The following is a 25,216-nucleotide window of genomic DNA, read 5'->3' as shown; positions in this document are numbered from 1 at the left end:
AAGAAGAGATAGTTGATCGTGGGGCGACAAGCACCCCACCTCTATCTTTTAGTCAACGAGAGGATAAACACCGTTTTCATCGTGCACTTCAGCGCCGGTAATTGGTGGGTTGAATACGCACGCCATTACCATTTCTTTATTCTTATAAGCTCTCAAGTAGTGCTCATCGTGTTTATCAAGGATGTATAACGTACCCGGTTTAATCGGGTACGTTTTTCCACCAACGACTTCAATTTCACCTTCACCGCTCATACAAAAAACCGATTCTAGGTGATTTTGATAGTGAATGTGTGTTTCAGTACCTTCATAAATCGTAGTAATGTGGAAAGAAAAACCCATGTTGTCATCTTTCAACAACATACGGACACTTTCCCAGTTATCTGAAACCACACGTCGCTCACTGTTGCGACACTCATCGAGTGTTCTGACGATCATAATTAATAATCCTTATTAAGATGCTTGTTTGAAATGTTTCGCAGCGATGGTTTCCACTGCACTTTCAAAGATGCTTAGTCCTTGGTCTAATTCTGACTCGCTAATCGTAAGTGGGCAGAAGAACTTAACGACTTCGTCGTCAGGGCCAGCTGTCTCAATTACCATTCCGTTTTCGAAACAGTTTTTCGCGATTTCAGATGCCATATCACCGTTGATACACTCAATACCAACCATCATGCCGCGACCTTTTTTCTGTACAAACACTTGTGGGAAGCGACGAACGCAGCGATCAATAACAGCACTTACTTTGTCTGAACACTGCTTGATGTGTGTTTCAAAGTCATCATTTGCCCAATAAATTTCTAATGCTTTCGCCGCGGTAATAAATGCATGGTTGTTGCCACGGAACGTGCCGTTATGCTCACCTGGCTTCCACTGGTCTAGCTCTGGTTTAAGTAGAACGACGGCCATTGGCAAACCGTAACCACCGATCGATTTCGATAGCGTCACGATATCTGGTTGAATACCTGACGGCTCAAAGCTAAAGAAAGTACCTGTGCGTCCGCAGCCAGCTTGAATGTCATCGACAATCACAAGAATGTCATTGGCTTTACAGATTTTGCTCAAACGTTGTAACCACTCGTTTGAAGCAGCATTTAAACCACCCTCGCCCTGCACAGTTTCAAGAAGTACAGCGGCTGGTTTATCCATACCTGCAGAGTTGTCGTTTAGCATGGTTTCGAACAATGCTAGACCATCAACGCCAGCGTAACCTTCAAATGGAATACGAGTGACGTTACTTAAGCTAGAACCGTTACCTTGTCTGTGATGCTGGTTACCCGTTGCAGCCAGTGCGCCAGCTGTACAACCGTGGAAACCGTTGGTAAATGCAACGACGCTGTCGCGACCTTTTACTTTTTTCGCTAACTTAAGTGCTGCCTCAACGGCGTTAGTACCAGTTGGGCCAGTAAACTGGACTTTGTAGTCCAAGTTTCTTGGTTTAAGGATGTAAGTATCCAACGCTTCAAGAAACGATGCTTTCGCTTCTGAGTGCATATCCAAACCGTGAGTAATACCGTCCATCTCAATGTACTCAAGCAGTGCTTGCTTAAGTACTGGGTTGTTATGGCCGTAATTTAGAGATCCCGCTCCAGCAAGGAAGTCTAAGTATCGTTCACCTTGTTCTGTTTCCAGCCAGCAGCCTTTCGCTTTACGAAAAACGACTGGGAAATTGTTTGAATATGAGCGTACGTTGGATTCCTGCTTTTTGAAAATATCCATGATGAGACCGTTTTTAATTCCTATTGTTTGAGGATTATTTGAGAGGAATGCGATACAAATATTCTGTATCGTGTTTGCCTTTAAAGTGGGCTTCTTCATCCAAAAATGTGCTTACTTGGCCAGAGTTGCCGTTCATCGCATCTAACTTTTTGAACAATGCCCAAGAGGCTTTATTATCTTCCGTGATGGTAGTTTCTACCGATTTAACACCGCCCAATTCCTCTCGGGTGAGAAGTTCTTTCAACATGCGGAATGCTAAACCGTGACCTCTAAAGCGAGGTGAGACTGCAACTTGCCAGACAAATAAAACGTCTTGCTCGTCTGGTTTCTGATAACCGGAAATGAAACCTGCGATTTCGCCTTTTTGCTCAACCAAAATACTGGTTTTGCTGAAATGCGTAGACTGTAGAAAATTGCAATAAGATGAGTTCATGTCCAATGGAGGACAGTCTGCAATTAAGCTGTAAATGTCGTCACCATCAGAGATTTTAGGCTCACGAAAAATCCATTTTTTACTTGAGTCTTCTCCAATCTCTGGATAAAGAACCCAAGGTGCTGATGTGATCATGTGGAAATACATATCCTTTGAGGTCTAATTAAATTTCCTTTTTATTATGGGCATTCCTCGCGACTAAAAATCAAATAATCCGCCTTTTTATCGACATTTTTGTGACATGCATCACACAAATAAGCCATTTAACCAAATCTTAAAATAGTTCGAGGTCTAATTTATTAAAAAATCACTTAAAGAATAAGTATAAAAAACGAACAGAAAAAACAGTCCTCCATGGTCTTCATTTCTCAGCAAAAAATTCAAAAATCAAAAAAAAGCGGCATGCTTTCGCATGCCGCTTTATTCAAATATTTAACTGCTGATGTTGGTTATTTCGATTTCTTCTTAGAAACCGCTTTTGGACGAGGTTCATCCATCAAGCCTTTTACTAGAGAAACCGTTGCAACAAGCAGAACAATCGTAAATGGTAGGCCTGTGGTCACGGCCATTGCTTGAGCTGCCGCTAGGCCACCACCAAGCATCAATGCAATCGCAACTAAGCCTTCAAACGTACACCAGAACACGCGTTGAGGCGTTGGCGCATCGACCTTACCGCCCGCAGCAATAGTATCAATAACCAGTGAACCAGAATCTGAAGAGGTAATGAAGAATACCACCACCAAAATAATACCGACGAAAGATGTAATTTCAGCTAGCGGCATCACATCTAACATGGCAAATAGTTTTAACGGTAATTCCGCGTTGAACACGGCTTCATAACCATCGCTCACGTATTGGCTTATAGCGTTACCACCAAAAGCGGTCATCCATAACACACAAACAGAAGAAGGGATAAGGATAACGCAAATAATGAACTCACGAACTGAACGACCACGAGATACACGCGCAATGAACATACCGACAAATGGTGACCAAGAAATCCACCAAGCCCAGTAGAATGCTGTCCAACCTTGAGAATAGTTTACGTCTTCTCGTCCAAATGGCATTGATAGGGCAGGAATATTAGCCACATATGACACTATATTTTCGAAGAAGCCCGTTAAAATCGCGATCGTCGGGCCGACAACAATAACAAAAAGCAGTAAAAGCGCAGCGAGACCCATGTTGATCTCAGATAAGATTTTCACGCCTTTGTCTAGTCCCGCAACAACTGAGATTAAAGCGAGTGCGGTGATGCCAATAATCAATAGTACCTGCGTAGTATTCGTCATTGGAACATCAAACAGGAAGTTCAAACCCGTTGCGGCTTGAGACGCACCGTAACCTAGAGACGTTGCCAGACCAAAAACTGTCGCGACAACGGCAAGAATGTCGATAATGTGACCAGTCCAACCCCATACACGCTCACCAAACAGTGGGTAAAAAATGGATCGCATGGTAAGTGGTAAGCCTTTGTTAAACGAGAAAATCGCCAAACCAAGAGCCAATAGCGCATAGATTGACCACGGATGAAGCGCCCAGTGGTAAATCGTCGCCGCCATGCCTAGTGCAGATGCAGCACTTGCATCGCCTTCTGCACCACCTAGAGGGGCCCAGTCAGTACGAACACCGTTCTCAACGTTCACGCCACCAATAGCAGAACTAAAATGAGACATAGGTTCTGATACACCAAAGAACACCAGACCGATACCCATACCTGCTGCAAAGAGCATTGCCAGCCAACCCGCATAGGAATAATCTGGCGTCGCTTCTGTACCGCCGATTCGTACCCGACCTAGCGGTGTAAAAATCAACCCAACACAGACAATGACAAAAATATTACCAGATGCGAGAAAGAACCAATCCAAATGGTGTAACAAACCCGCTCTTAGATCTGCGAAAAACGGCTCTACCTGTTCTCGAAATAATAGTGTTACTACAACAAATAGGATGATTGCTAAACCAGAAATTGCAAAAACACGGTTATGAATATCAAGGCCAAACGGGCCTACTTTTAACGCGACGTTATCCTGACCAATTTGATAGTCAGTGTCTATCGCGTTTACCTTTCCATCGGGGCGTTGAATGCCACCGTTATTATCGGTGCTCACGGATAATCTCCTTAAAAATACGTGACCAAATTTAAATTACTTTCGTCGGAGTTTGAGTGATGAAACCTCCCATCACTACCAAGCACATGTTCAAAAAACATAGTTCTTATAAGCGGTTACTCAGTCCGCCATAATAATCGCAAAGCCCCCTACCTTTCATTGCATTTTATTGTCTTCATCATAAACAACGCTTATTGCCAAATCGAAGAGATTGGCATGCTTCGATTAAAATGATATTGCAACTGTGCTTGAAACAGTTCAGCAGTTGCCAGCGCATCGGTCAAAGCATGATGAGGTTGATAAGCAGGAAGGCGATACCTTTCACGAGCATGCCCCAGCCTGACAGAGCCTGGCTTCTTACCTTTTAACTTATTGAATAGGCCACTGCATTCACGGCGCTGTATCGCGTGTTCAATGTCTAGCGTATCGACAACGGGAAACTGTATCCCCTCCCCAATGCTATTTAGCAACGCGTTATTAAAAAACTGCCTTTCGATATTTTTATAATGAACAAGCACAACTTTGCCTGACAGCGCATCCAATATTTCCCCTAAAATGTGGGTTAATTGGGGCGCGTTTTTGACTTCAGAGTCAGTGATGCCATGAATCACAACTGACTCTTCGTTTAACTCACGATTAGGGTTAACAACCCAATGCGCAGAGCCACTACATTGAACACGATCAATGGTAAACGGAACAAGTCCAATCGTGAGAATTGCATCCTCTTCCGCATTCAAACCTGTCGTTTCAAAATCTACCGAGACAAATGGCACTTCCTCAATTGGTGTTTCCCCATTAACCATCGGTGTCGAGTAATAACGTTTGAGCCTCTCGTCTCTTGCTTCTTTCGCGAGCTGTTTGAATAACGTTGACCACTCTGGCGTCCGAGACGTATCCAACAACGGCTGATCTTTTGCTGCCTTTTTTGAGAGCCACATTATTTGCTACTTCTCTGGTATCGGAACTTGATGAAGTTCTGTGCATTACTAAGGATTTGGAAAGCAGCTTTTAAGTTTCGGCGCTCAAACTCTGACATGTTCTCTGGCTCAATGTTGTTATCTGGTTCATCCCCATTTTCGATATCGAGTGCTTGATGACGAATTCGAACCATGTAGATCAATTCCATTGCATCCCTCAAGTCCATTCCTCGACCTTTAGGTAAAATGCCCGCATCATTGATATCGTCTAAACGGTCAAACGAGTTTTGCGAACGGGAACCAATTGCCAATGAATGTACTCGAATCAAATCTGCCAATGGCGCAGTACCTCTTCTTTTCAAATTAATAGAATTGCGGTGACGACCATCTTTTTCCATAACAAAATCTTTGAAGAAGCCCAATGGCGGTGTACGACGTATCGCATTGTAAGCCATACATGCAAGGAAGCGGTTGTTTCTTTTCGCGCGCCTAACAATAAAGCTGCTTAATTGTTCCGCCCACTTCACTCGCCCATGAACACCTAATAAATCAAAAAAGATATTACTGTTTAACAACCTTTCAGGAGTTGGGTTATCTATCCAGTTGCCAAAGCACTCCTCCCACTCCGCTCGGGTTTTTCGCCACTCTGGATTGGTTGCCATAATGTCGCCAGTACAGTAAGCATAGCCGCATGCTGCTAAACCATCACAAACAAATTTGGCAAACTTTTCAAAGTACTCCCCGTGCATCTCAACATCATAACTGTTGTCGAGAATAAGGGCGTTGTCTTGGTCCGTTACAATTAACTGCTCATCCCTGGCCATCGATCCCATAGCGACCAAACAATACGGAATTGGCGCAGGGCCAAGCTCTTGCTCTGCTAATTCAGCCAAACGCTGTTTAAAGCTACTACCGATTACAGACATGGCTCGACCAATCATATGAGCGTTGGCATCTTCATTCACCATTCGTACAAAGCAGTCTTTCACTTGTTCAGAAACTTGCTTGAGATCTTCAACGCTGGTTTGTTGGAAGATGGAGCTAACGAGTAACAAACTGTTTTGAGATTCATAACGGACAATATCCGTCATGCCAATAATTCCTATCGGCTTTTTATCTTTTAAAATAGGGAGATGGTGCACGTTGTAGCGCAACATGGTTAACATGGCTTCAAAGACATAAGCGTTGTAATCCAGAGACACCACGTCATAACTCATGACCTCACTCACTGGGATATTGGTATCCATGCCCTGAGCTAATACGCGAATACATAGATCGCGATCAGTCAATATTCCAAGTAGTTGTTCATCATCTTCTTCTGTGAGTTCTTCTGCTGGGCGAACAATAAGCAAAGAGGTGACATTTTCCTCCGCCATCAGTATCGCGGCTTCTTGAATCGATGCCGTCGCCTCCAACGTTACCGGATCTCTCGCTAAGATTTTACGTGCCTTGGCAGTGGTAAAGTCATTGCTTTCTGAGCGGCTGGATATTGCGCTTCGCAAACGCGCGCTGTCTTCCAGTTCCATGTAGTCAGCAAAGTTTTCAAACTCATCACAAAGCTCGTTGAAAATATCCTCCGGAATACAGTAAACCAAGGTGTCTTCTATCGCTTTGGCAGGCATACGCACACGGTTGTTCATTAACAACCCCATCTGTCCAAACAGTCCACCAGCGTCAATCCTGTTATAGAGTTCGCCTTTACGTCGGTAGATCTCCACAGCGCCGCTTCTCACCATATATAAGTCGCGGATCGTGTCTCCAAAATTGAGTATCTCTGTGCCTTGCCGAAAGTATGCAACCTCGGCATTTAGAGCGATCTTTTTTAACTGCTCTTCGGGTAGATCATCGAAAGGTGGGTACTGGCTAATGAAGTTGAGCACTTCTAACTGTTCGGCTTCCATCTTTTATTCCATACGTTGCCTAAACTACAGCGATAAATATCACCAAGATTGAAATCAATCAATGAATAAATCTAAGAATAACAACACCTAACCTAGTTCGCAGAATAAAACTCCAACCAAAAATTAGAGCTCTAATGTTTTTAAATATAGACCTCTAATCTATTTTTCCTTATAGCTATGCAGATGGGCTGAGTTGAAATGTACTAAAAACTTCAAAATAAATTCAAACCAATGTCATGGAAAAGTTAAGCGAAGACAAAACCAATCGTAAACATCTATTTTTGTTAATAAAAACACTATTTAACCACACCACCTTCATTGTTTATTGTATGCACATAAAACCCAATTAACCGAACCCCATTCGTTGAAAGTTGAACTAAAATTAATTAGAGTACAAATCGTTAAACAGTTATAAACACACAAAAAAGGACAGATAACATGGATCCCATACTGGAAGTTAAGGGACTGTATAAAGTGTTTGGAGAAGACCCAGAAAGAGCCTTCTCGCTTATCGAAAAAGGTATCGATAAGGACGGTATTTTTGAACAGACAGGTTTAACAGTCGGCGTAAACGATGTATCTCTCACCATTAACGAAGGTGAAATTTTCGTAATCATGGGGCTTTCTGGTTCGGGAAAATCTACTCTCGTTCGACTCCTAAACCGACTCATTGAGCCAACGAAAGGCAGTGTTTATCTAAAAGGGAAAGATATTGCCCATATCTCTGAAGACGAACTTCGAGAAGTTCGTCGCAACAATATCTCAATGGTGTTTCAAAGTTTCGCACTTATGCCTCACATGACGGTGATCGAAAACGCTGCATTCGGTTTAGAACTTGCTGGCATTGATGTTAATGAACGTCAGAAAAGTGCCCTTTCCGCCTTGGAAAGAGTTGGCTTAGACCCTTATGCAGAATCTTTCCCTGACGAGTTATCCGGTGGTATGAAACAGCGCGTGGGTCTAGCAAGGGCATTGGCTTGTGACCCAGACATTCTATTAATGGACGAGGCGTTTTCCGCTTTAGACCCATTAATCCGTTCTGAGATGCAGGATGAGCTTATTCGTCTACAAAACGATGACAAACGCACAATTGTCTTCATCTCTCATGATTTGGACGAAGCAATGCGTATTGGTGATCGTATCGCCATCATGCAAAACGGTGAGGTTGTTCAGGTTGGCACACCTGATGAAATATTGCACAGCCCAGCAAATGATTATGTCGAAGCGTTTTTCCGCGGCGTAAACATCGCAAGTGTCTTGACAGCAAAAGATATCGCTCGCAAGAAGCCAGCCGCCGTCTTTAAGAAATCGGAAAATGATGGCCCAGGCTCAGCGATGCAGATTCTGATGGATCATGACCGTGATTACGGCATTGTCGTCGATAAATCTAGCCGATATTCCGGCATCGTGTCTCTTGACTCACTACGTTTGGCTCACAAAGAAAACCGCTCTCTAGCCAGTGCTCAATTGACGGATGAAGTCACTCTTCAGCCAGAGCAGTCAATCAATGACATTTTGGGGCTAGTTGCAGGCGTTCCTTATGCCGTACCTGTCGTTGATGAGCAAGGTACTTACTTTGGTGTCGTGACTAAATCACGTCTTCTACAAACACTAGATAAGGATTAACACGATGTCTTCAGAGCAAACTAACAATGATCCCTGGTCGAATACCGCTCCTGCACAAGATGATCCTTGGTCACAAGGTGCAGGTGCTGACGCTGCCCCAAGTAATGACTGGTTAAGCTCAGAAACTGTAGAGCAAGCGCCATTCGACATTATGAACCCATTCCAAGATGCGGTTCTACCACTTGATAGCTGGGTAGAATCGGGATTGAACTGGTTGGTGGAACATGGTCGCCCAGTTTTCCAAGCAATTCGAGTTCCAATCGACTTTATTCTTACCTCGTTTGAAACTGCTTTGGTATCCACACCTGCGCCCATCATGGTGCTCATTTTATTTTTGCTGGCGTGGCAGTTTTCCAATGTAAAACTCGGTTTTTCAACACTTGTATCCCTTGTTTTTATCGGCCTAATTGGTGCGTGGTCACAGGCGATGACAACGCTCGCACTGGTTTTAACCGCCGTCTTCTTCTGTTTGCTTATCGGGCTACCGATGGGGATATGGTTGGCGAGAAGCCAAACCGCAGCCAAATTTGTTAGACCAATACTCGATGCAATGCAAACGACCCCCGCGTTCGTTTATCTAGTGCCAATCGTTATGCTGTTCGGTATTGGTAACGTTCCTGGCGTTGTTGTAACCATCATTTTCGCACTGCCTCCCGTTGTGCGCCTAACTATTTTAGGGATTCAGCAAGTACCTGAAGAGCTGATCGAAGCGGGCCACTCTTTCGGGGCAAACAAAAAACAGATGCTTTACCGCATCCAATTGCCATTGGCGTTACCAACGATTATGGCAGGGGTAAACCAAACCTTGATGCTTTCACTTTCTATGGTAGTGATCGCTTCAATGATTGCGGTTGGCGGCTTGGGCCAAATGGTACTTCGTGGTATCGGCCGACTTGATATGGGTCTTGCTGCTGTCGGTGGCTTAGGCATCGTAATTCTTGCCATTTTATTAGACCGTATTACCCAAGTATTAGGGGTTAATGCGGGTAACACCAAGCTTCGCTGGTATCACACAGGTCCTGTTTCATACCTATTAAAACTGAAAACAAAGACGAACCAAGACGATCTAAAACTTAGGAGAAACATCAATGAATAATTCATGGAAGAAAGCGCTCTCTGTTGGAGCTCTAAGTACTATCGCATTTTCAACTTATGGTGTGGCAAGCGAACTACCGGGTGAAGGTGTGACTGTTCAGCCAGTTCAATCAACCGTTGCAGAGGAAACGTTTCAAACATTGATCGTAAACCGTGCACTTGAAGAGCTTGGTTACGATGTAAAACCAACTAAAGAAGTGGATTACAACGTAGGCTATACCTCTATTGCTAAAGGCGACGCCACTTTCTTAGCAGTAGGTTGGTTCCCTCTTCACGCCGATAAGTACACAATGTCTGGCGGTGATGATAAGTTTTTCCGCAAAGGTCAATATGTAAGTGGTGCTGCGCAAGGTTACTTGATCGATAAAAAAACCGCAGAAAAATATGGCATCACAAATATTGGTCAATTAAAAGATCCAAAACTGGCGAAGCTTTTCGATGCCAACGGTGACGGTAAAGCGGACTTAACAGGTTGTAACCCAGGTTGGGGTTGTGAAATGGTCGTTGAGCATCAGTTGGATGCGTTCAAGCTTCGTGACACAGTAACGCACAACCAAGGTAACTACGCTGCGATTATCGCTGACACGATTTCTCGTTACAAAAAAGGCGATCCGATTCTTTACTACACTTGGACACCTTACTGGGTAAGTGGCGTCTTAGTTCCGGGTAAAGATGTTGTTTGGTTAGAAGTGCCATTCTCTTCACTTCCTGGTGAGCGTAAGGACATCGACACAACACTAGAGAACGGTAAGAACTACGGCTTCGAGATGAACTCTATGCGCATCGTTGCGAACAAAGAGTTTACTGAAAAGAACCCAGCAGCAGCGAAGCTGTTTGAAATCATCAAGCTAAACATCAATGATGTTAGTGCGCAGAATATGATGATGAGCCAAGGTAAGAACAGCTCAGCAGACATCGAGTCTCATGTTAATGGCTGGATCAAAGCGAACCAGAAAAAGTTCGACGCATGGGTAGACGAAGCTAAAAAAGCAGCCATGTAACCGACACGACCATTAAAATACGTGACACCTAACTTTAGAGCCAACCGTTCACATCGGTTGGCTCTAATTTTATTCACATTAGTAAAAAGGATTGCAACAATACTGAGCCTTGCTCCTCAGTATTTTCTTAAAGTTTCTACTTAATTTCATTCCTTAAGAGTTTCTTAAGTTTCGCGTTTTATTTTGTTGATAACCAATCAAACAAAGGAAGCGCTCATGAAACACCATGCACAAATTTCTGCAGATGGCTTTACTTTAGACATCGTCTATCCAATGCATCCGCTTTGGAGCCAAGTTATCGAGCATGTTTCTCAGCGTTATCAAGAAGCATTCTTTGCAGAGCTGAAACAATTTATGCCGGCGTATTTAACCCTCATTGAAGGCGCTCAAATTATTTCCGTATGCGGCTTTCGCATCGCCGAAGATGAGCCCTTGTTCCTTGAACAGTATTTAGAAGACGACGCTCAAAAGCTGGTTTCTAACGTATTTAACTGCGACGTAAAACGTTCGAACTTAGTGGAGTTTGTTCACTTGGCATCTTTCGCTAAGGGCATGTCATCTCTGCACTTCTACCTGATCGCAGAAATGCTGGTCAATCTCGGTTTTGAATGGTGCATCTTCACCGCGACAGACCCACTTCACGCCATGATAGCGCGCTTAGGATTGGAGCCTCATATCATCGCGCAGGCCGATCAAAACAAAGTCCCCGATGCCGAGTCCACTTGGGGGGCGTACTACGAGCATCAACCGCGTGTGTTAGCTGGCAATTTGCAAAAAGGACTCGAACGCCTTCGATTAGTCCAAGAAAAAAAACGTAAACAAGCCTAGATAGAAAAGTAAACGTCGTTAAAACCGCAAACACAACCAGAACAACTTGGTTAAACACCACGCCAGAATATAGGTGACGTATGAATATTCTCCTCGATGCCATTACAAAATGGGCAAAAACGACACCAGACCGAGTAGCACTTGTCGGCTACGAAGCAAATCAAACCGTTGAACTGACTTACTCTGAATTGTTAAACAAGATCGAACTCGTTGCCGCCGAGCTTATTGCACAGAACATCAAAGCACTCGCGCTACGCGCAGAAAACAGCATCGATTGGGCCATTGTTGATTTGGCGGCGATGGCGGCAGACATAGTCGTCGTGCCTATTCCGACTTTTTTCTCTGATGCACAGGTTGAACATACGTTAGAGCAATCAGGCGTCGATGCTTTAGTTGGCGATTGGCAAGCATGGTTGGCTTCTCATCCTAAGCAAAGCTTTAACCAGCAAGACCATCCGTTTTCCATTGCAAATTTGCCTTTGCTGCGGCGTAACCAGTTGGGAGATGAAGGTACACAGGTAGCTTATATACCAGAAACCGGAAAAATCACCTTTACCTCTGGCTCGACTGGTCAGCCTAAAGGTGTGTGTTTAAGCAATGATCATTTGTGTTTGGTGGCGAAATCGCTCGCCGACGCAGTAAACAGCACGGCGCACTCGCACTTAGTGCTGCTTCCGTTATCGACGCTTCTCGAGAACATAACCGGTGTTTATGTACCACTCATGTTGGGCGTGACGTCATATATTTTACCCGGAGAGCAAACCGGCTTACTCGGTTCAAGCCAATTCGAACCGGGTTTGTTTGCGCAAGCATTAGCGACCATCAAACCAGAAAGCTTAGTGCTAACACCAGCATTATTGCTTGCGCTCATTCACATCGCGAAACAGCAGCCCTCTCTTGTGGATTCTCTAAAATTTGTCGCCGTTGGCGGCGCAAGAGTGTCGTCGCAACTGATTAACACCGCGCATGCGCTGAACATCCCTGCGTTTGAAGGTTATGGCTTGTCTGAATGTGGCTCCGTCGTTTGTTTGAATACACCAGCCACATTTAAAGCAGGAACGTGTGGCAAACCGCTTCCCCACGCTCAGATTCGTATCGCGGAAGATGGTGAACTGCTCGTCAAAGGCAACGTTGCTCTTGGTTATTTGAATGAACCGTTTACTCAAGAATGGTTAGCGACTGGCGACTTAGCCCAAATTGACGCACAAGGTTTTGTCACTCTCTCGGGGCGCAAGAAAAACCTTATCGTCACCGCGTATGGCAGAAATATCTCACCGGAGTGGATTGAATCAGAAGCGTTGGCGTTTTTGCCGATGACGCCACTAATCGTTACGGGCGATAGCCAACAAACATTATGCGCTGTCATTGCCAATAGCGAAGACGTCGAAGCAAAGGTTCATACATTAAACCAAACCCTACCCGATTACGCTCAAATCCGAACCTTATTGCTGCTGGACAACCCACGAGCCATCTCTGGTTGGTACACGGATAACGGCAAGCTCAAACGAAATCAAATCGAACATGATGTGGCTCAGTTATTAGCGAGCACAACGCCTGAATTAACGCTGCAAGCGCAAAAGATCCAACGCATCGATTTGCCCTTCCAGCAACACATTACGTCTTTCCAAACTGCATCTTAGTTAACGGCTTCTTAAGGAGAAGGTTATGACTTTATTTTTCGAACAACTCAAACAAAGCACTGCCGCTGCTCAACAAGCAATGTTAACTGCGCCAGTCATCGCAGACGTTCAACAAGGCAACATTTCCAAAGATATGTATATCGCCTTTCTAACCCAAGCTTACCATCACGTTAAGCACACTGTTCCCTTGCTGATGGCGTGTGGAGGCCGACTACCTGGCGAATACGAATGGGTACGAGATGCCATTGCCGAGTACATCGAGGAAGAGAAAGGCCATCAAGAATGGATTTTAAATGACATCAAAGCGTGCGGCGGCGATGCCGAAGCAGTGCGCAACAACAAAGATGTAGGTCAAGTAGGAGCACCGATTGAACTGATGGTTTCCTACCTTTACCACAACATTGACCGCCACAACCCACTCGCGCTGTTTGGCATGGTGTGGGTATTAGAAGGCACCAGCGTTGGCATTGGTGGCCAAATGGCTGAAAAAATCCAGTCAACGCTAAGCCTACCGCCTTCGGCAATGACTTACCTAGTTTCACACAGCGTGTTAGACCAAGATCATCTGCAATTTTTTGAATCACTGATGAACAAAATCACCAAAGTGAAAGATCAACAAGTCATCATCGACTCCGCAAAAATGGTGTTCGCATTGTACGGACAAATGCTGCGTTCTTTGCCTTCTTTCTCAACCCAACAAGCGGCGTGAGGTGAAGCATGATCATTAACAACAGCACCATTCTCTTGACAGGCGCAACGGGCGGAATTGGGCAAGCCATCGCGCAAGAGTTAGCAAAACGCGGTGTCAGCCTCATTCTTGTTGGACGAAACGAAGAGAGCTTGCAAACACTACAGCGTGAACTGTCGAATCCAGAGCGCCATAACCTAGTCGTTGCAGACATCACCTCATCAGAAGGATTAACTGCGATTAAAGCTCGAGCGCGCCGACATCAAAGAGTGGACGCACTGATTAACAATGCGGGCAGCAACGATTTCTCGTTGTTAAGCCACAAACGATCAACGCAGATTACAGACGAAATCCAACTCAATCTCGTTGCGCCGATGCTGCTGTGCCAATCGGCGTTAACGTGGTTAAAGCAGCCTGGGGTGATTCTCAATATAGGTTCCACATTCGGCTCAATTGGCTACCCAGGCTATACCTCCTATTGCGCGGTAAAAGCGGGGTTGCACCGTTTTACCGAATCGCTCGACAGAGAACTGTTCGCAACCGGAATCCGTGCGCTGTATTTGGCACCAAGAGCGACAGAAACCTCACTCAATAGCGATGCCGTAAATGAGATGAATCGACAACTGGGTAACAAAACGGACTCGCCGCAAGTTGTTGCCAATCACGTTGTCACCATGTTGGAAAAAGAAATTTCCGCGAAATGGATTGGTTGGCCAGAAAAGCTTTTTGCACGCATCAATCAACTGCTTCCAAGCGTGGTTTCTTCTGCGATTCGTAAGCAACAAGAAACCATTCACCAATACGTAAACCGGGTCAGTCATTGAAGAGGACATGGACGATGAATACCAAACAACTACTTTGCGCTTTGACGGTTTGTTCAACGTTAGCTTCGACCGCTGCGTTGGCAGGTAATGCTCCACTGCAACAGGTTCAAAAGAAATGGGCGGAATGTCAGTACAGCACGCCTGACGGTGACGAAAAGGAACAATGCTTCCATCGTGCGATTGCCAAAACCAGTATTTATCTCGACAGAGAACCCGGCAATCCCGAACTCACTGTTTGGCTGGCAATCAATAAAGCATCGCTGGCTGGTGCTCAAGGTGGCTTAGGTGCATTGTCACTCGCCAAAGAAGCCAAATCTTTACTCGAGGGGGTAATTGCAACGTCACCGCAAACGCTTGATGGCTCTGCATACACCAGTTTGGGTTCTCTGTATTACAAAGTTCCGGGGTGGCCAATTGGCTTTGGTGATGACGATAAAGCCGAAGAAATGTTGAAAAAAGCGTTAGAGATCAATCCAAAAGGCATCGATCCGAACTATTTTTATGGAGACTTCCTTGCAGAAGAAGGTCGAGACAAGGAAGCGAAAGTGTATTTGACTCGCGCAATTCAGGCGTCACCTCGCCCTGACCGACCTTTGGCGGATAAAGGTCGAAAGCTGGAAATTGAAGCGACTCTTGGGAGATTGAAATAAACCATGCGCTTATTACTCGTAGAAGATGACAAACTACTCGGTCAATCCATGGTGACTTCATTAAGTCGCCATGGGTACACCGTGGATTGGGTGGAAAAAGGGTCTGGCGTGACTAGCGCACTCAAAACAGAAGCGTTCACTGCCGTAATTTTGGATCTCACTCTACCCGATATCGATGGATTGGAAGTTCTACGTAATATTCGCAAAGGCGGATTTAAGCTCCCAGTGATGATACTTACCGCACGAGACGACATTCGCGATCGCGTTCAAGGCCTCGACGGCGGCGCAGATGACTACCTCGGAAAACCGTTTGCACTCGAAGAGTTGCTCGCTCGCTTGCGTGTGTTGATTCGCCGTCAATCCGGTAGTGCAGAAGAAATCATTCAAGTTGGACAGTTATCTTTATCCTTATCGGAACAAAGCATTCGCTACGATGACGAGCCGCTTAAACTCACACGCAATGAATTTAAAATCCTCACCAGTTTGATGACGAACGCCGGACGCGTGCAAAGTAAGGAGCAATTGCAACAATCACTGCACGGCTGGGATGAAGGTTCAAGCGACAACGCTATCGAAGTTCATATTCACAATTTGCGTAAAAAAGCGCCCAAAGTGGTCATTAAAAATATTCGCGGTGTGGGGTACATTCTTGAAAGATAAGAAATCGTACTCGATCAAACGTCAGTTAACTCTATCAGTAGGCGTGTTGGTAAGTGTTCTCTTACTCATCTCACTTTATTTCAGTTTCCAATCTGCGAAGCACGAGGTCGAAGAAGTTTATGACGCTAGGCTTGGACAATCCGCAAAATTAATGTTGCTGACGCTCTCAATTTCAACGGAAGAGAGGACTCTCGCTAACCATCGAGAATTATTTAATGAGTGGATGGAAAACATTGAGTCAATGTCAAAGTCTGACGATGACAATGTCACAACGTTCGGCCACCCTTATGAACAAAACTTGGTTTTTCAATTCTATCGAGACAACACACTGCTCTGGAGCTCTGATCAAACCTTGCACGCACTCTCTACGTCCTTTGATAATAACGGCTACGCTGATATCGTAAAAGACGGTACACAATGGCGTACATTTCAGATTTCACTGCCACAAACAAAACATGATAATGAATACGTCGTGGTTGCAGAAAAATACAAGATACGTAAAGAGATCATCCACGAAATTGCCCTATCCACATCAATAGAACAATTGCTGATACTACCAACTTTGTTGCTTTTGCTGTTTTGGCTGATCGATAAACATTTCCGACCGATTAACGACCTGCGCTCCGCCATCACACAAAGAAACGTACACCGATTAGATCACATTCATGTAAAAGACAACACCGTTGAACTCGCACCACTTGTCGATTCGCTCAACTCTCTCCTCTCGGAACTAGAGTTAGCCTGGCAAAGAGAGAAACGCTTTACACGTGCTGCAGCGCATGAACTAAAAACCCCACTAACAATCCTTCGTCTTAACGTAGAAAATGCACTTGAAAGTAATGATCCGGAGCAACTGAGAGGAGATTTACACAACATTCTGCAAGGCATTGAACGCACTGACCGCCTTATCCATCAGCTACTGACTTTAGCTAAAGTAGATAGCTTATCAGAACGTGTATTCGACACCGTTGAGCTAACCCCTTTGTTGCAAACCGTTGTTGCTGATTTGGCACCGTTAGCATTGAAGCATAAGCAAGACATCAGTTTATCATCTTCCAACATCGCTATATCCGGCGATCGAATGTTGTTAGAGGTGTTGTTTCGTAACCTCGTCGATAATGCGATTCGTTACTCCGGCAAGCACAGTGACATACAAGTCAGCGTCACAGAGAACAATAATACAATCAAAGTCTTAATTTCCGATACTGGTCCAGCAATCCCGAAAGAAACTCGTGAAAGAATCTTCGAACAGTTTTATCGGGGTCATTCCGAACATGGTGACGGGGCGGGTTTAGGGATGTCAATTTGCAAAGACATTACAGCACTACACCGTGCAACACTGGAGCTCATTCCCAGAGAAAATAGTAGGAATACGTTTGTCGTCACTTTCCCAAAGTGCTAACAAAAGCGATACAAGCCATAACCTGTTTAATTTATGTTCCAGCCGAACATGAGCTTCATTCCACACTTACATAGACATACCAACACTTACACTACTCGACCATAAACCCACATTATAATTCACGTTTATTTCACGCTTGCTTTGTTAAAAACAACACAACATAACAATTAAACTATTCGAATAAATATGAAAAACTTATCTAAGGGCTCTGTGTGGGGGCCTTTGCAGCCAATTGCTGCTTTTTCTTTGTTTTCACTTATATTTTTGTCTATCTCACGCGTTTTGCTCGCCTTTTGGCAACTTGATCGAATTGACTCTTTCAACGACTTAATTTACATCCTAGGCCAAGGCTTACGCGTAGACATTGCAACACTGTGCTGGTTATTCATCCTCCCTGCACTGCTTTCTGCCCTAATGCCATTAAACGGCAAGATTGGGCAATGCTGGAAATGGATATTGCGCATATGGATGGTTTTAGGGCTTTGGATTCTCGTGTACATGGAACTGGCAACGGCACCATTCATTCAAGAATATGACCTACGCCCAAACCGTCTGTTTGTGGAATACCTTATCTATCCGAAAGAGGTCATGGGCATGCTTTGGACTGGCTATAAGTTAGAGCTGTTTATTGGCGCGTTAGGCACGGCATTAACTCTAGTTTTGGGTTGGAAGTGGAGCAAAAAACTGACCGACAATGCACAGCAGATCAACTGGAAGTGGCGCCCACTATTAGCCATTTTTGTTGTGCTTCTTGGTGTTGCAGGCGCACGCTCGTCTTTAGGCCACCGCCCACTAAACCCAGCCATGGTGGCGTTTTCTAACGATCCACTGCTAAACGACTTAGCATTAAATTCATCTTACTCACTGCTGTTTGCTGTCAACAGCATGAAGTCAGAAAAAAGCGCAGAGCAGTTCTACGGCAAGATGGATAATCAAAAGATGCTGGAGCTAGTTCGCGCTTCGTCAAAAAAGTCCGACTTTGATCCAACATTACTTCCAACCATGAACAGTAACCCTGCGACTTACCATGGTAAACGTAAGAACTTAGTGATCTTGCTACAAGAGAGCTTAGGAGCGCAATTTGTAGGTTCTTTGGGTGGTCTACCTCTTACGCCAAACCTGGATGAACTCATGGCTGAAGGTTGGCAGTTCACGCAAATGTACGCAACGGGTACTCGTTCTGTTCGTGGTATCGAAGCCGTAACCACGGGTTTTCCACCATCCCCTTCTCGCGCAGTGGTGAAACTAAGCAAAAGCCAAACAGGCTTCTTTACCATCGCAGACTTACTCAAAGCACAAGGCTATCACACGCAATTTATTTATGGCGGTGAAGCAAACTTCGATAACATGAAAACCTTCTTCTTCGGTAATGGTTTTGATCAAATCGTCGAAGAAGATGATTACAATAACCCAAGCTTTGTTGGCTCTTGGGGGGTCAGTGATGAAGACTTATACAACAAAGCAAACGAAGAGTTTGAACGCCTTTCAAAAAGCGACAAACCTTTTTTCAGCTTAGTTTTTACGTCAAGCAATCACAGTCCTTATGAGTATCCGAAAGGTAAAATTGAGCCATACGATTCCGAACACATGACGCGTAATAACGCGGTAAAATATTCAGATTACGCTTTGGGTACGTTCTTTGACAAAGCGAAAAACTCATCCTACTGGGATGATACTATTTTCATTGTCATTGCAGACCACGATGCCCGCGTGTCTGGCGCTAACTTGGTTCCAGTTAAGCACTTCCACATTCCTGCATTGATCATTGGTAAAGACATTCAACCACGTAAAGATGACCGTATCGCAAACAACATAGATATGCCGCCTACGCTGTTGTCTCTTATTGGCGTAGACGCCAAAACGCCGATGATTGGTCGTGACTTAACGAAACCACTGGCTCGCAAAGATGAACGCGCAATGATGCAATACGACAAAAACTTTGGTTATTTAACGCGTGACAACCTAGTTGTGCTTTCTCCTGGTGAAAAAGTATCGACCCTGGCGTACGACTTTGAAAGCCAAACCATGAAGCCGCTAGAAGTCGATGAATCCGTTATTGAACGCGCAAAAGCAAACGCATTGTTTGCATCTAAGGCGTATCAAAACAACTGGTACGCTTCGAAACGTACCAACTAATATCCGCTGATTCAGTGAAAAGGGAGCCACTGGCTCCTTTTCTTTATTCTGTAAGACTCTTCACTCTTAGAGTACATGGAGGAACGCACACTTTGTATCTAGAAAATCATAGTTCATATGTAGAGAATGAACTTTTCAGGATTGTGTTCGATGACTAAGGCCAACACGTAAACAACGAGGCTTGTTGATATCAAGCCAAACAGAAAGCTGACCCGAAATACTATCGTTGTTATCGTGATAAAACCATAGGCAAATACACCACTATTAATCATAGCGTACAAGTTATCCAGACCAAAACTTGGTAAGGGTGCGCTAATAAATAGGAGTGAAAACATCATAATATTTGAAAATTTTTTAACCCAACTTGGTTTTTGTAGATAAAAACCCGAAATAGAAAAGGACAACAACAGCAATGGCACTAACCCATAATAAGTAAATTTGTAATATGGCGTAATCCAATCTGAACTCTGGTTTAAGAATAGTATTATGCAAGTAACAATGGTCGATGATAACGCTAAAGAAAAACACTTTGTTCCTTTGTAAGGTTTGTCCTCAAAGTTAAATAACCTAAAAATTCCCACTGCAATACCAAGAACAACCCATGAAAATGTCACTAGCTGTAAAAATGCGATCTCTTCGCGGATGGCAAAAAAGCCAAAGTAAATAGCATGATAAAAAGACCAAACCATACCAATTGGTAAACCCAAGGAGAGTTTTTCTAGGAGAATTTCTGACTGCTCTTCGTAATGAATAGTCCACCATACTAGTGCGACATAAGCGAGCAACACACCAAAAATGACAACATATTGCGCTTCTGAAATACTGATAATCATTGGAACTAAGGCTAGGGTTAAGCCAATGATAACAAATAGAATCTGGTAACAAATCGCGGGTAATGTGCAAATAAGTCGCCAAAATACCCTACCGATATCTTGAAGAAGTTCGTAGGTTTGAGCGATAAAATAAGCAACAGCAGCGATAAGAAGCAACACTCCACATAGTTTCATCAAGTTAACTAAGTTAAATAGTTTCACCCAGTCACTGCTTTCTTCGGCTTGCTTCAGTTCTTTTTGAGCGTCATCAATGTGAGCGAGTTTCAATAAGGCATTTTTTCTGTCTTCATTTTCGAGAAAGTGTCCAAACTCTTGGTTTGCTTCACTCTCCGTTATCACTCCATTTTTGTAAAGAAGATAGATAGTTGAAAGGCTCACTCTTTCTATTTCTGTAAGATCACGAATTTTTTCTTTATTATTGATTTCATTGATAGTTAAAATTTGACTTTCTTTCTTTTCTATATTTTTTGCTGAAATACTTAATGAACATGTAACACAAAAAATAATAATTAACAGTGAACTAATCGTTTTACACATATGAACGGGATTGCTTTTGACAAGGAAATGTCGAGAAGATAAATGGAATCAAATACAAAGCAAACGATATGTTCATATGCTCGATCCTGAGCCAATAAAATTGAAAGTGATACTTCTCACTATTTCAAACAAGGTACTTTAACTTGGTCTACTGACAAAGCCTGTCTTACCCTTCCGTTAGATTCAACCTCATACTTCTAGTAAATTGAGAAACAGACCATGCTAACTATCAATTCATTCGTCCTCTATGTTGAGGACATCCACGTAAGCCAAGCTTTTTACTCGAAACTGTTTGATTATGAGGTCACGTTTTTGTCTCCAACATTTGCTTCTATGCCACTCGCAAATGGCTTAAAACTGACACTCAAGCAAAGTGATGTTCTTTCCCCTTCCAGCGACATCAAAGGTGGTGGCACCGAGTTATCATTTGCAGTGCGCAACCGCCATACGTTAGAGCACGTTTACAACAGTTGGAAAAACATGGGCGTTGAGTTTGCTCAACCACCAATGACTTCGGTGTATGGCTTAAATTTTGTGGCTACCGATCCGGATAAACATCGCATTCGCGTTTTCATTAGTGAATAAAAATGCGTTAAAAATGCTTTTTACCCATTCCCAATGTGACTTCAATAAATTAGACTCAGGGAAACATCAAAAGCTGCGTAGTATATAAGAAGGAATGCCCATGAGCTCAAGTATGATCCTTAGCGAATCTCTAATCGAGAGTGGAAGAGATATCCCCCTCAAAGAACTGCTTTATGCAAAGCGCGTGCTGGATAACTACATGGCGGTAGCAAAAGAGAGCAGCCCACTTGAGCTGTTGACAGAGATGAAATCGGCAGCAAAGCAAGTGGAATACTTTACCACTACGAGTAACCCGTGTGAGGCTCGTAATGTCATCAGTCAGATGATTGATAAAATCGACACCGCGGAATCTTTTGAGTCGTTCAAGGCTTTAGCAGGCAAGCCCTCACTAGCTCTCAATGAACTGATTGAAGATCGCGCCCAACTGATTAAACATGAGCGAGAATTGCTGCTTGCTTCAGGCTATGACGCCTCGCGTATCTAAGAATAAACGCTAGCTCCCGAGTTTAAAGCTAGCAACGAAAAAGGAGCTCTTAAAGAGCTCCTTTTACTTTCCAAAATCAGGTATAAAAGATCTAGAGGCCGATATCCTCCGTTATTGCTTTGATTTGCTTGAGATCCATTTTATAAACTTCAATCATTTGATCGACCTGACTTAGTCGTGAATTGGCTTCATCGTGTTTATCACACGCGTCCGATTTCACGTCCCAAGATTTACCTTCCAAAAATACATCACACTCTTTTTTGAGTTTCTCGATCTTAGGCAATAATTTCGCCCTTTCTTTCTCTAGAGACTCCAATTCTTGCGAAATTTTCAGCTCTTTTTGAAACACCTCGCGCGATCGTTCAAAGATAGTCGCTTGCATATCCGCTTGACGACTCAGCTTCTCATTTTCTGACTTTGTCGTGTTGATCTTATCTGCCTGTTGTTTCAATTGAGACTCTAGCGACAGGTTAACTTTCTCGACCTCAGTCAATTGCTTTTGTAACTTCTTAAGCGCTTTCTCGTGCGCTTCATCTTTCGCAGCGAGCAGTTCAGTGACTTTATCTTGTATTTCTTGGTCGAGCGCTTCTTCGCGCACTTTTACTTGAGACACCAACTGCGTTTTATCTTGCGTCAACGCTTGGTATTTTTCTTCTAGCACATGATAAGTCGATTCCCACTTGTTCGCAGTGACAATCGAGCCAACAAGGCCACCAAATGCCAAGCCTAATACCGCAGCAATCGCGATATAGATATGAGTACGTTTGTCACGCTCTTCAATGACAACAACGTCGTCTTGTTCTTCCATCTTGTTCTGAGAACTCACCGTATACTACTCCAAGGACTCTTTTACTTTGCTAGCGGATCAATTCCGCAAACATAATCGATGCTGTATAAATCAGAAAGGCGCCAATTAATGTTATAACGGTCGCTTTTTGGACTTTTTCATTGGTTCGATAACGAAACAGCACAAATGCTACTGCAATCAACACCGCAATGGCTAATAATCTGGTCATACCGCCTCCTTGTCCACTTATGAAAAACTGCCTAGGTCCATAGACGGTTTCACAAAGATTTATTTTAACTCATTTATACGCCCCATAAGGTCAACTTAGCGTAGATTTTAAAATAAGTGCTTCGATTTTAATCAAATTTGTGTTCTCAATTGAATAACTTATGCCGTAATAATCGAAACACATTTATCGTTCTGAAGTGTGTTCTTGGTTCTATTCCCTAGCCCAATAAGTTTTGTTTTTGCAGTTACTCACACAAAAAACTTGGGTAAACATAGCTTCGTGAAAATAAGTGGGGTTATTTCGTTGAAAATAAATTGACATAGGGTGTTGAAATGGACCAAAAACATGATAGAGTTCACACGTTAATGATGACCAGCATCATTAACTAACCTTTACTCATTTAATTGAGTAATTGTTCCGATGAAGACTGCAGGAGAGTGGTTATTAATCAAATTTTAACATTTGATTAGCATAACTCGCCGAAGAATTAACTATTTCAGGTGCTACCTAGGTAGCGGGGACTGTAGTTGGAGGAACCTCTGGAGAGAACCGTTAAATCGGTCGCCGAAGGAGCAAGTCTTGCACTCACGCAAGGTGAAACTCTCAGGCAAAAGGACAGAGGAGTGGAAAGTTACAACCTAACTATTTTGCTTGGCCTTCCCGCCTACAACCAATAGCTTAGTTCTTTTAGAGATCGTTGATCTCGTCCTTTCCCTCTTCTCCTTATTAGTTGTTTTATTAAGGGGAAATCATGAACGACCTACAATCTTTACTACAAACCATCGATAATTTTGTCTGGGGTCCACCACTGCTTATTTTGCTAGTGGGTACCGGTGTTTACTTCACTTTTAGCCTCGGCTTGATCCAGTTTAAACATCTCCCAACAGCGCTAGCGATGGTATTCAGTAAAGATAAGTCATCTGATAAACAAGGTGACGTTTCTAGCTTTGCAGCACTTTGTACTGCGCTCTCAGCAACGATTGGTACTGGTAACATTGTTGGTGTTGCCACCGCGATCAAACTTGGTGGACCAGGTGCCCTATTCTGGATGTGGCTCGCCGCCCTTTTCGGAATGGCGACTAAATACGCCGAATGTTTGTTAGCGGTTAAATACCGAAGAGTAGATGATAAAGGCCAAATGATTGGTGGCCCAATGTACTATCTGCAATACGGTGTTGGCTCAAAAGCCCTCGCGATCATGTTTGCAGTGTTTGCTTTGGGTGTTGCTTGTTTTGGTATTGGTACGTTTCCACAAGTAAACGCGATTCTGGATGCAAGTGAGATATCTCTCGGTGTTGACCGTGAGCTCTCTGCCTTTGTACTGACTCTTTTGGTTGCTTTCGTAACTTTGGGTGGCATCAAATCCATTGCTAACGTTGCAGGAAAAGTGGTTCCTACCATGGCTGTATTTTACGTGTTGGCGTGTTTAAGCGTGATCATCATGAATGCAGACCAATTGTTCAACGCCGTTGAATTAGTGTTGGTATCAGCATTTACATCAACAGCAGCGACTGGCGGTTTCTTAGGTGCAAGTATCATGCTGGCGATCCAATCAGGTATCGCTCGTGGCATATTCTCAAACGAATCTGGTTTGGGTAGCGCGCCTATGGCAGCAGCGGCAGCGAAAACAGACTCTTGTGTGAAACAAGGCCTGATTTCAATGACAGGTACCTTCTTTGATACCATCATTATTTGTACCATGACGGGCCTAGCCTTGATCCTTACTGGCGCATGGCAAAGCGACTTTTCTGGTGCAGCAATGACGACTCATGCCTTTGCGGTAGGTTTGAATGCGGATACATTTGGCCCAATGCTGGTGTCAATTGGTTTGATGTTTTTTGCATTCACAACCATTCTTGGATGGAACTACTACGGTGAGCGTTGCGTTGTGTTCCTCTTTGGTACAAAAGCGGTGCTTCCTTATAAGCTGATTTTCGTTGCTTTGGTGGCATCAGGCGCGTTCCTCCATCTAGACATGATTTGGCTACTCGCCGATATCGTAAATGGTCTGATGGCGATTCCTAACCTAATCGGTTTGATCGCACTGCGTCACGTCGTACTGGCAGAAACCAAGCTGTTCTTTAGCTCAGCATCGCAATCTGATCAAATTGAAGCAGTAAAAGCTTAGTGACA

At 43.8% G+C, this 25,216-nt stretch carries 23 protein-coding genes and 1 riboswitch; of the genes, 14 read left to right on the top strand and 9 right to left on the bottom strand.

The window, feature by feature from the left end; genetic code table 11:
- Positions 1-48 precede the first annotated feature (48 nt).
- The 6 genes from NL645_RS08480 to NL645_RS08455 all read right to left on the bottom strand — a co-directional run bounded on the left by NL645_RS08480 (position 49) and on the right by NL645_RS08455 (position 7,078).
- Positions 49-435, bottom strand: coding sequence for an ectoine synthase (locus NL645_RS08480; protein WP_104974160.1), 387 nt, complete (start codon positions 433-435; stop codon positions 49-51).
- A 15-nt stretch (positions 436-450) separates the two neighbouring features.
- Complete coding sequence (ectB, locus tag NL645_RS08475; protein WP_253651563.1) at positions 451-1,716, bottom strand: diaminobutyrate--2-oxoglutarate transaminase; 1,266 nt, start codon at positions 1,714-1,716, stop codon at positions 451-453.
- 34 nt (positions 1,717-1,750) lie between these two features.
- Positions 1,751-2,284, bottom strand: coding sequence for a diaminobutyrate acetyltransferase (gene ectA / locus NL645_RS08470; protein ID WP_005393379.1), 534 nt, complete (start codon positions 2,282-2,284; stop codon positions 1,751-1,753).
- Between the two features lie 314 nt (positions 2,285-2,598).
- Positions 2,599-4,260: a BCCT family transporter gene (locus NL645_RS08465; RefSeq protein WP_005393381.1), complete on the bottom strand. Its 1,662-nt coding sequence runs from the start codon at positions 4,258-4,260 to the stop codon at positions 2,599-2,601.
- A 191-nt stretch (positions 4,261-4,451) separates the two neighbouring features.
- Positions 4,452-5,198: a 3'-5' exonuclease gene (locus NL645_RS08460; RefSeq protein WP_253651562.1), complete on the bottom strand. Its 747-nt coding sequence runs from the start codon at positions 5,196-5,198 to the stop codon at positions 4,452-4,454.
- Complete coding sequence (locus NL645_RS08455) at positions 5,198-7,078, bottom strand: DUF294 nucleotidyltransferase-like domain-containing protein (RefSeq protein WP_253651561.1); 1,881 nt, start codon at positions 7,076-7,078, stop codon at positions 5,198-5,200. The genes NL645_RS08460 and NL645_RS08455 overlap by 1 nt, the downstream gene beginning before the upstream one ends.
- Positions 7,079-7,516: 438 nt before the next feature.
- Between NL645_RS08455 and proV the strand changes: the two genes are divergently transcribed.
- The 11 genes from proV to NL645_RS08400 all read left to right on the top strand — a co-directional run bounded on the left by proV (position 7,517) and on the right by NL645_RS08400 (position 19,628).
- Positions 7,517-8,704 carry a glycine betaine/L-proline ABC transporter ATP-binding protein ProV gene (gene proV, locus NL645_RS08450; protein WP_005393388.1) on the top strand — a complete coding sequence of 396 codons (1,188 nt, stop codon included), beginning with the start codon at positions 7,517-7,519 and terminating at the stop codon, positions 8,702-8,704.
- A 4-nt stretch (positions 8,705-8,708) separates the two neighbouring features.
- The gene (gene proW, locus NL645_RS08445; RefSeq protein WP_046874899.1) at positions 8,709-9,800 is read left to right on the top strand and encodes a glycine betaine/L-proline ABC transporter permease ProW; all 1,092 of its coding nucleotides are present in this window, start codon (positions 8,709-8,711) and stop codon (positions 9,798-9,800) included.
- Positions 9,793-10,800 carry a glycine betaine/L-proline ABC transporter substrate-binding protein ProX gene (proX, locus tag NL645_RS08440; protein ID WP_005393392.1) on the top strand — a complete coding sequence of 336 codons (1,008 nt, stop codon included), beginning with the start codon at positions 9,793-9,795 and terminating at the stop codon, positions 10,798-10,800. The genes proW and proX overlap by 8 nt, the downstream gene beginning before the upstream one ends.
- Before the next feature lie 216 nt (positions 10,801-11,016).
- A complete protein-coding gene (locus tag NL645_RS08435; RefSeq protein ID WP_253651560.1) occupies positions 11,017-11,628 on the top strand; it encodes a thermostable hemolysin in 612 nt (203 codons plus the stop codon).
- An 80-nt stretch (positions 11,629-11,708) separates the two neighbouring features.
- Positions 11,709-13,268 carry an AMP-binding protein gene (locus NL645_RS08430; RefSeq protein ID WP_253651559.1) on the top strand — a complete coding sequence of 520 codons (1,560 nt, stop codon included), beginning with the start codon at positions 11,709-11,711 and terminating at the stop codon, positions 13,266-13,268.
- 25 nt (positions 13,269-13,293) lie between these two features.
- Positions 13,294-13,977 carry a TenA family transcriptional regulator gene (locus NL645_RS08425; RefSeq protein WP_253651558.1) on the top strand — a complete coding sequence of 228 codons (684 nt, stop codon included), beginning with the start codon at positions 13,294-13,296 and terminating at the stop codon, positions 13,975-13,977.
- An 8-nt stretch (positions 13,978-13,985) separates the two neighbouring features.
- Positions 13,986-14,780 carry an SDR family oxidoreductase gene (locus NL645_RS08420; protein ID WP_253651557.1) on the top strand — a complete coding sequence of 265 codons (795 nt, stop codon included), beginning with the start codon at positions 13,986-13,988 and terminating at the stop codon, positions 14,778-14,780.
- A 14-nt stretch (positions 14,781-14,794) separates the two neighbouring features.
- Complete coding sequence (locus NL645_RS08415; protein ID WP_047101813.1) at positions 14,795-15,430, top strand: tetratricopeptide repeat protein; 636 nt, start codon at positions 14,795-14,797, stop codon at positions 15,428-15,430.
- A gap of 3 nt (positions 15,431-15,433) precedes the next feature.
- The gene (locus NL645_RS08410) at positions 15,434-16,090 is read left to right on the top strand and encodes a response regulator (RefSeq protein ID WP_109168399.1); all 657 of its coding nucleotides are present in this window, start codon (positions 15,434-15,436) and stop codon (positions 16,088-16,090) included.
- Positions 16,080-17,492 (top strand): HAMP domain-containing sensor histidine kinase, encoded by a 1,413-nt coding sequence (locus NL645_RS08405; protein WP_253651556.1) that lies wholly within the window; start codon positions 16,080-16,082, stop codon positions 17,490-17,492. Before NL645_RS08410 ends, NL645_RS08405 begins: the two co-directional genes overlap by 11 nt.
- 186 nt (positions 17,493-17,678) lie before the next feature.
- A complete protein-coding gene (locus tag NL645_RS08400) occupies positions 17,679-19,628 on the top strand; it encodes an LTA synthase family protein (RefSeq protein WP_253651555.1) in 1,950 nt (649 codons plus the stop codon).
- A 113-nt stretch (positions 19,629-19,741) separates the two neighbouring features.
- On the opposite strand, the gene NL645_RS08395 is transcribed toward NL645_RS08400, so the two are convergent.
- Complete coding sequence (locus tag NL645_RS08395; RefSeq protein ID WP_253651554.1) at positions 19,742-20,998, bottom strand: MFS transporter permease; 1,257 nt, start codon at positions 20,996-20,998, stop codon at positions 19,742-19,744.
- A 219-nt stretch (positions 20,999-21,217) separates the two neighbouring features.
- Here NL645_RS08395 and NL645_RS08390 point away from each other — a divergent pair, with 219 nt between their 5' ends.
- Together NL645_RS08390 and NL645_RS08385 are read left to right on the top strand one after the other, a co-directional pair.
- Positions 21,218-21,583, top strand: a complete 366-nt coding sequence (locus NL645_RS08390; protein ID WP_053807339.1) for a VOC family protein — start codon at positions 21,218-21,220, stop codon at positions 21,581-21,583.
- A gap of 100 nt (positions 21,584-21,683) precedes the next feature.
- Positions 21,684-22,067, top strand: coding sequence for a hypothetical protein (locus NL645_RS08385; RefSeq protein ID WP_005393414.1), 384 nt, complete (start codon positions 21,684-21,686; stop codon positions 22,065-22,067).
- Positions 22,068-22,158: 91 nt separating this feature from the next.
- Here NL645_RS08385 and NL645_RS08380 read toward each other — a convergent pair whose 3' ends face one another.
- Both NL645_RS08380 and NL645_RS08375 read right to left on the bottom strand, forming a co-directional pair.
- A complete protein-coding gene (locus NL645_RS08380) occupies positions 22,159-22,893 on the bottom strand; it encodes a hypothetical protein (protein WP_046874891.1) in 735 nt (244 codons plus the stop codon).
- Between the two features lie 31 nt (positions 22,894-22,924).
- A complete protein-coding gene (locus NL645_RS08375) occupies positions 22,925-23,083 on the bottom strand; it encodes a hypothetical protein (protein ID WP_005377784.1) in 159 nt (52 codons plus the stop codon).
- A gap of 529 nt (positions 23,084-23,612) precedes the next feature.
- Positions 23,613-23,712, top strand: a riboswitch (glycine riboswitch).
- 122 nt (positions 23,713-23,834) lie between these two features.
- Here NL645_RS08375 and NL645_RS08370 point away from each other — a divergent pair.
- Positions 23,835-25,211 (top strand): sodium:alanine symporter family protein, encoded by a 1,377-nt coding sequence (locus NL645_RS08370; RefSeq protein ID WP_253651553.1) that lies wholly within the window; start codon positions 23,835-23,837, stop codon positions 25,209-25,211.
- Positions 25,212-25,216 lie beyond the last annotated feature (5 nt).

This window comes from Vibrio sp. Y51_MX_L26 (genome assembly GCF_024181935.1).
In the GTDB taxonomy this organism is placed as follows: domain Bacteria; phylum Pseudomonadota; class Gammaproteobacteria; order Enterobacterales; family Vibrionaceae; genus Vibrio; species Vibrio diabolicus.
This window is presented reverse-complemented; position numbering and strand designations above follow the sequence as displayed.